Origin of the sequence: Micromonospora inaquosa (assembly GCF_003857055.1) — a bacterium.
Lineage (GTDB): Bacteria > Actinomycetota > Actinomycetes > Mycobacteriales > Micromonosporaceae > Micromonospora > Micromonospora inaquosa.
Map to the genome: position 1 here is coordinate 1 of NZ_QGSZ01000360.1, position 5,628 is coordinate 5,628.

Genomic DNA, 5,628 nt, shown 5'->3' on the forward strand with positions numbered 1-5,628 from the left:
GGTGGCCGCCGGGCGGCGCAACGGGTAGCCGAACCGGGTCAGGGCCACGGCGGTCAGCCCGGTCACCACGGCGTACGCGCGGGCGGGCAGCCCGGTCAGCCACTCGGTGTCGGCGACCACGTCGACCAGCCCGGTGCGGTGCCTGGAGGGGTTGCCGGCCACCGAGTGGGTGGGCCTGAGCCGCACCGTGGCCGGTGTCGGGAACGGAAGCTCGTCGGGGGTCGCGCCGACGAAGCCGGCGATCCGGGCGGTGGTGCCCGCCGGGTCGGCGACGAAGTCCTCGTACCGCACCCGCAGGTAGCGGCCCGGCGCGCGGCGGCGACCACCCCACAGCCGTACGGTGGCGGTGTTCCAGACCAACCAGAGCAGCGCGGCCTTGGCCACAGGTGGTCGGCTCATCAGCTGGTCGTCGGTGGGCCCGTCCAGGGGGCGTCGGCGACGCCAGGAGTACGCGGTCGCGCGCGGGTCGCGCACCACGTGCAGGACGTACAGGTCGATGCCGGGCAGGCTGCCGAGCAGGGCGCCGTACGGCGGCAGCTTGGAGGAGTCGACGACGACGCCGTCCGACCGGCCGGCCAGGGCGTGTGCGGCGATCGAGGCGTAGAGCCGGGCCAGCTGTGTGTCGTCAGGGTGGCCCGGGACCGGCGGCTGCCCGCGACGCTCGCGGCGCAGCAGTGCGGGCAGCCCTCGTAGCCGCAACCGCTGGCCCAGCCGGGCGGCGATCCCGGCCGGGTCGGCGTCGGTCAGGTCGGCGCGCACCCGGGCCCACAGCGGGCAGTCGGCCACCGGGGAACCGCAGCCGCAGGGCCGGTTTTCCAGGATGCCGCGCCGCCACAGGTACCGCAGCTCGCCGGCCGCGAAGAAGCCCGGCAACTGTCCCAGGACCGTGGTGACGAGGGTGCTGCCACTTCGACCACTGCCGGCGAGGTAGAGCACCCGCACCCGGCTCACCGGGCCGCTCCCCCACCGGCTGCGGTCCGTCGCCGCGCCGACAGTGTCTCGGCGGCCTCCGCGTACAGCCCACGAATCCGGTCCAGATGCCGGTCCGGCGCGAACTGGGCGGCGATCTTCGCCCGGCCGGCGCGGCCCATCCGGTGTGCCCGCTCGGGGTCGGCCAGGATGTCGGTCAGCGCGTCGCCGAGGGCGGTGGGCGCATCGGCGGCGACGACGCGACCGTCCACCTCGGGCTCGATCAGCTCGGGCAGCCCACCCAGGTCGGTGGCGACAACCGGGACACCGCAGGCGAACGCCTCCAGCACCGCCATCGGTTGGTTCTCGTGCCACCGGGACGGGACGGCGGCGACCGTCGCCGACCGGATCAGCTCGTGCAGGCGTGGCTTGTCGAGACGCCCGTGGAACCGCACCCGGCCGGGCGCTCGCCGCGCGGCGAGCGCCTCCAACTCCGGGCGGGCCGGGCCGTCTCCGGCGACGTCCACGCTGACCCCGTCCGGCAGCGCGGAGGCTGCCTCGATCAGCACGTCGACACCCTTCTCCGGGGCCAGCCGGCCGGCGAAGACGACACCGCCGCCGGGCGTCTGCTTGGCCGCGACGCCGGTCAGGTCGACGAAGTGGTTGACCACCCGCAACCGGTCCGGGTAGACGCCCGCGCGGCGCATCACGTCGGCCAGGAAGCCGCTCGGGCTGACGAAGAGCTGCACCGGGTCGTACGCGTCGAACTGGCGGTGCAACCAGGACTCGACGGCGAGCAACCCACTGCGCGACAGCGAGCCGTCCTTGCAGCGGCGGCGCGCCGCCTGCAACGGGCCGCCGGTGACGCACGCCTGGCAGGGCCGGCCCTGGTCCAGCAGTTGGTAGCTCGGGCAGGCGAGCTTGTAGTCGTGCATGGTCAGCACGCACGGCACACCGGCGGCGCGGGCCGCGGCGAGCACCGACGGGGAGAGCTGGTGGTAGATGTTGTGCAGGTGCAGCACGTCCGGCCGGAAGTCGTCGATCACCCGGGCCAGACCGCGGCGGCTCGACGGTGACCACAGCATCCGGCCGACGGCCACCGCGCGGGGTCGTATCCCGCTCGGCGCCGGCTCCAGCTCCACTTCGGAGGGGAAGCGCGCGGCGTACGGCAGCGGCGACTCGTTCTCCGGGTGGCTCATGCCGAAGTAGGCGACCGTGTCGCCGGCAGCCCGTTGCAGGTCGGCGAGATCGAGCAAGTACCCCTCGGCACCGCCACGGCGGTAGAGGAACTTGTTCACATGTAGCACGCGCATCGACTCGGCCTGCTCACGTCGATCGGGCGAACCGGGGCCCGGAGGTGATGACCGAGGTCTGCCCGCCCCGGCCAGGGCCCACGGTATGCAGACCGGGTCGGCGAGTCCAGCTCACATATGGCATGTGGCTGAACGGGTGATCTTCGTCTGCCCGTGCGGTCCGCAGCCTGGCCTCCCGCCATGATCTCCCGATAACCTGGCTGCCGCCGGCCGCACCCACTCTCCGTTTGGGCCGGGCCGGTGCCCGACAAGGAGGACCCGTGGCAGCCGACAACGAGGTCTCCGCGCTCGCGTACACCGCTCGCAGGATCGGGCGGCATCTGCGCTGGGCACGCACCGAGGGGATCGGACGGCTGATCGAGGAGGACCGCCTCAACCCGGTCGACCGGATCGGCACTGCCCTGGCGAAGCGACGCTGGCGGCGGCGGGCCGGCCGGACGCCCGGCTCGGCGATGCCGGTCTACCTGGTCGGTCTGCAACGCTCCGGCACGAACATGCTGGTCCGCGGCCTGGACGCCGCCGGAGAGGTCGAGGTCCGCAACGAGAACGACAGCGCTCTCTTTCACCGCTTCCAACTCCGCCCGGACCCGGTGCTGACCGCCGTCATCCAGCGCAGCCGTCACGCGTACGTCCTGGTCAAGCCGCTCTGCGAGAGTCACCGCGTGGACGAGTTGCTGGCCCTGCCGGGGCTGACGCCCGGGCGCGCGCTCTGGGTCTACCGCGACGTCGACGACCGGGCCCGCTCCGAGGTCGCCAAGTTCGGTGACGCCAACCTACGGGCCCTGCGGGCGATCGCCGACGGCAGCATCGGGCGACGGTGGCAGGGGCAGCGGCTCGACGCCGACGCCGTCGAACTGATCCGAGCCCACGACCCGCAACGGTTGGACCCGCACAGTGGCGCGGCGCTGTTCTGGTACGTCCGCAACTCGCTCGTCTTCCAGCTCGGCCTGGACCAGCGGAGCGACGTGTTGCTCTGCCGCTACGACAGCCTGGTCGCGGACCCCGCCGCGCAGCTCCGGCGGCTCTGCGCCTTCCTCGACTTCCCGTACGATCCGCGGCTGCACGCGCACATCGGCCCCCGCGAGTCGCACGGCGCGGTGGGCCACCGGCGGCTACCGATCGACCCGCGCGTGCGGGCGCGCTGCGACGAGCTGACCGACCGGCTCGACCGCGCCGCGGCCGACGCCCGATCCGAGACGACGAAGGCGGTCGACAGTGGCTGAGACCGGAACCCGTACCGCGCCGATCTTCCTGGTCGGATGCCAACGGTCGGGCACCACGATGGTGCGTCTCGTCCTGGACTCGCACTCGCGGATCAGCTGCGGCCCGGAAACCCGGTTCCTGCCCGATCTGGAACGGATCGTCGGCCGGGACTGGGAACGGCTGGCCCGCTTCGGTTTTCCGCGCGAGGACTGGCTGCGCCGGATCCGGGACTTCTTCGGCGGCGTACACGCCGACTACGCGGCCGCGCGGGGCAAGACCCGGTGGGCCGACAAGACCCCGCTGTACGCGATGTCGCTCGACTTCGTCACCGAGGTCTTCCCGGACGCCCAGGTCGTGCACCTCATCCGGGACGGACGGGACGTGGTGGTCTCGCACCGCAAACGGTTCGGCTACTGGTCGGCGGTCAAGTGCGTGGTGAAGTGGCCGCGCTACATCAGGGCCGCGCGGGCGGTCGGCGCCACCCTGCCGGCGGACCGCTACTACGAGCTGCGGTACGAGCAGGCGGTCAGCGAGCCGGAGAAGACGATGCGGGCCCTCTTCGAGTTCCTCGACGAGCCGTGGGAGGACGGCATCCTCGACTACGACAGCAAGCAGCACGACGTGGCCCAGAAGTACACCACCGAGGCGGAGCGACGACGGGCCGCGGCGAGCGTCACCGCGCCGATCTACGGCTCCCGGGTGGGCACCTACCGCCGCGAGCTCGACCCGTTCCTCCGTTTACTGGTCTGGGTCTTCTCCGGTCCGACCCTGCGCGCCCTGGGCTACCGGTGACCCGCCCGGGGCGGCTGCACGCGATCGCCACCGCCGCCATCGCCGCCACGCTCCTGCTCACCGGCGGCTGCACCGCCGGCGGCGACGATCCGCCGCCGGCCCCCACCCCCTCCGCGACGGCGGCACCCGCACCCGGCACGCCGGGACGCACCGTCGAGAAGGTGAGCAACCCGTTCGGCGCGCACTGGGACTGGTCGCGGTACCAGCAGTTCGGGCCGTACCTGCGCCGGCTCGCCGGTTCGGCGACGTACGAGGAGATCTCCTGGTGCGAGATCGAACGGACCCCGGGGCAGGCGGACTGGGCCGGGTTGGACGAGATCGCCACGCGCAGCCGGGACCTGGGCATCACCGTGCACCTGAAGATCCGCACCGGCGTGTGCTGGGCTACCGGTGGCACCGCCCGCTACACCCGGGGCGCGGCCAACAAGACCGAGTCGGCGATGCCCACCGACCTCGGCGCGTACCAGCGGTTCGTCCGCTCGGTGGTGCAGCGCTACGGCCCGTACGGGGTGCGGGAGTACGCCATCGAGAACGAGGTCAACGCGCCGAGCTACTGGGCCGGCAGCCCCGAGGACTACGCGCGGCTGGTCCGGGCCGCCGCCGAGACGATCCGCGCGACCGACCCGAAGGCGCGGGTGGTCGATTCCGGTATCAGCAGCGTCGCGTACGGCATGGGTGTCGCCGACCGGTTGATGCGCGCCGGTCGGGTGCCCGAGGCCCTCGCCGCGTACCGGGCGTACTTCCAGCGTCGGGTCGGCACCCGGGGTCAGCAGATCCCGGCGGTGACCGGGGAGGCGCAGCTACGCCGGGCGCTCGGCACCGAGACCAACAGCCGCAGCCTGCGTTTCCTGGCGGTGACCGAGTCGCTGCTGACCGACCGCACCGTCGACGTCCGGCAGGTGCACTTCTACGAGCACTTCAGCGGGGTGGCGCCGTTGCTGGACTACCTCCGCGCGACCACACCGCCGGGTACGCCGATCCAGGCGTGGGAGGTCGGGCAGTTCTGGCGCGACGGCGACGGCGACCCGGCCAGCCGAGCGACGGAGATGGTCAAGACGGTCACCCTGTTGGCCGCCGGCGGGATCGGTGAGATCAGTTGGTTGCCGTTGGCGTTCAACCCGAACAACGCGGCCGGCAGTGAGGTCCGCTACGGCCTGCTCGACCCGGACGGCACCGAACGGGAGGCCGGCCGGATGTTCGCGGCCCTGGCCGACGCGGCCCGGGACGCGACCGTCACTCCGCTACCCGCCTCGGTGGCTGGCAGGCTGAACGGTGTCGCGTTCGCCCGCGGCGGGTCGAGCACACTGGTGCTCTGGTCGGCGCGGAGCAGGACGGGCACGTCGGTCACTGTGGTGCCGCCGCCGGCCACGCCCAGCGGGGAACCCCCCGCCCCGGCCCGCCCGCCCGGTGC

The 5,628-nt window shown here is 73.1% G+C and carries 5 protein-coding genes; 3 read left to right on the plus strand and 2 right to left on the minus strand.

What is annotated here, in order from left to right:
• Nucleotides 1-951 (minus strand): sulfotransferase (locus DLJ59_RS32820; RefSeq protein WP_148096992.1); only part of this gene is annotated, 951 nt, incomplete at its 3' end.
• Nucleotides 948-2,222: a glycosyltransferase gene (locus tag DLJ59_RS32825; protein WP_124777955.1), complete on the minus strand. Its 1,275-nt coding sequence runs from the start codon at nucleotides 2,220-2,222 to the stop codon at nucleotides 948-950. The genes DLJ59_RS32825 and DLJ59_RS32820, both read right to left, overlap by 4 nt.
• A 260-nt stretch (nucleotides 2,223-2,482) precedes the next feature.
• Here DLJ59_RS32825 and DLJ59_RS32830 point away from each other — a divergent pair, with 260 nt between their 5' ends.
• From DLJ59_RS32830 to DLJ59_RS32840, 3 genes are all read left to right on the plus strand, one after another.
• The gene (locus tag DLJ59_RS32830) at nucleotides 2,483-3,445 is read left to right on the plus strand and encodes a sulfotransferase family protein (protein WP_124777956.1); all 963 of its coding nucleotides are present in this window, start codon (nucleotides 2,483-2,485) and stop codon (nucleotides 3,443-3,445) included.
• Nucleotides 3,438-4,217, plus strand: coding sequence for a sulfotransferase family protein (locus tag DLJ59_RS32835; protein WP_124777957.1), 780 nt, complete (start codon nucleotides 3,438-3,440; stop codon nucleotides 4,215-4,217). Before DLJ59_RS32830 ends, DLJ59_RS32835 begins: the two co-directional genes overlap by 8 nt.
• The coding region (locus tag DLJ59_RS32840) for a hypothetical protein (protein ID WP_208648913.1) at nucleotides 4,214-5,628 on the plus strand (1,415 nt) is incomplete at its 3' end. The genes DLJ59_RS32835 and DLJ59_RS32840, both read left to right, overlap by 4 nt.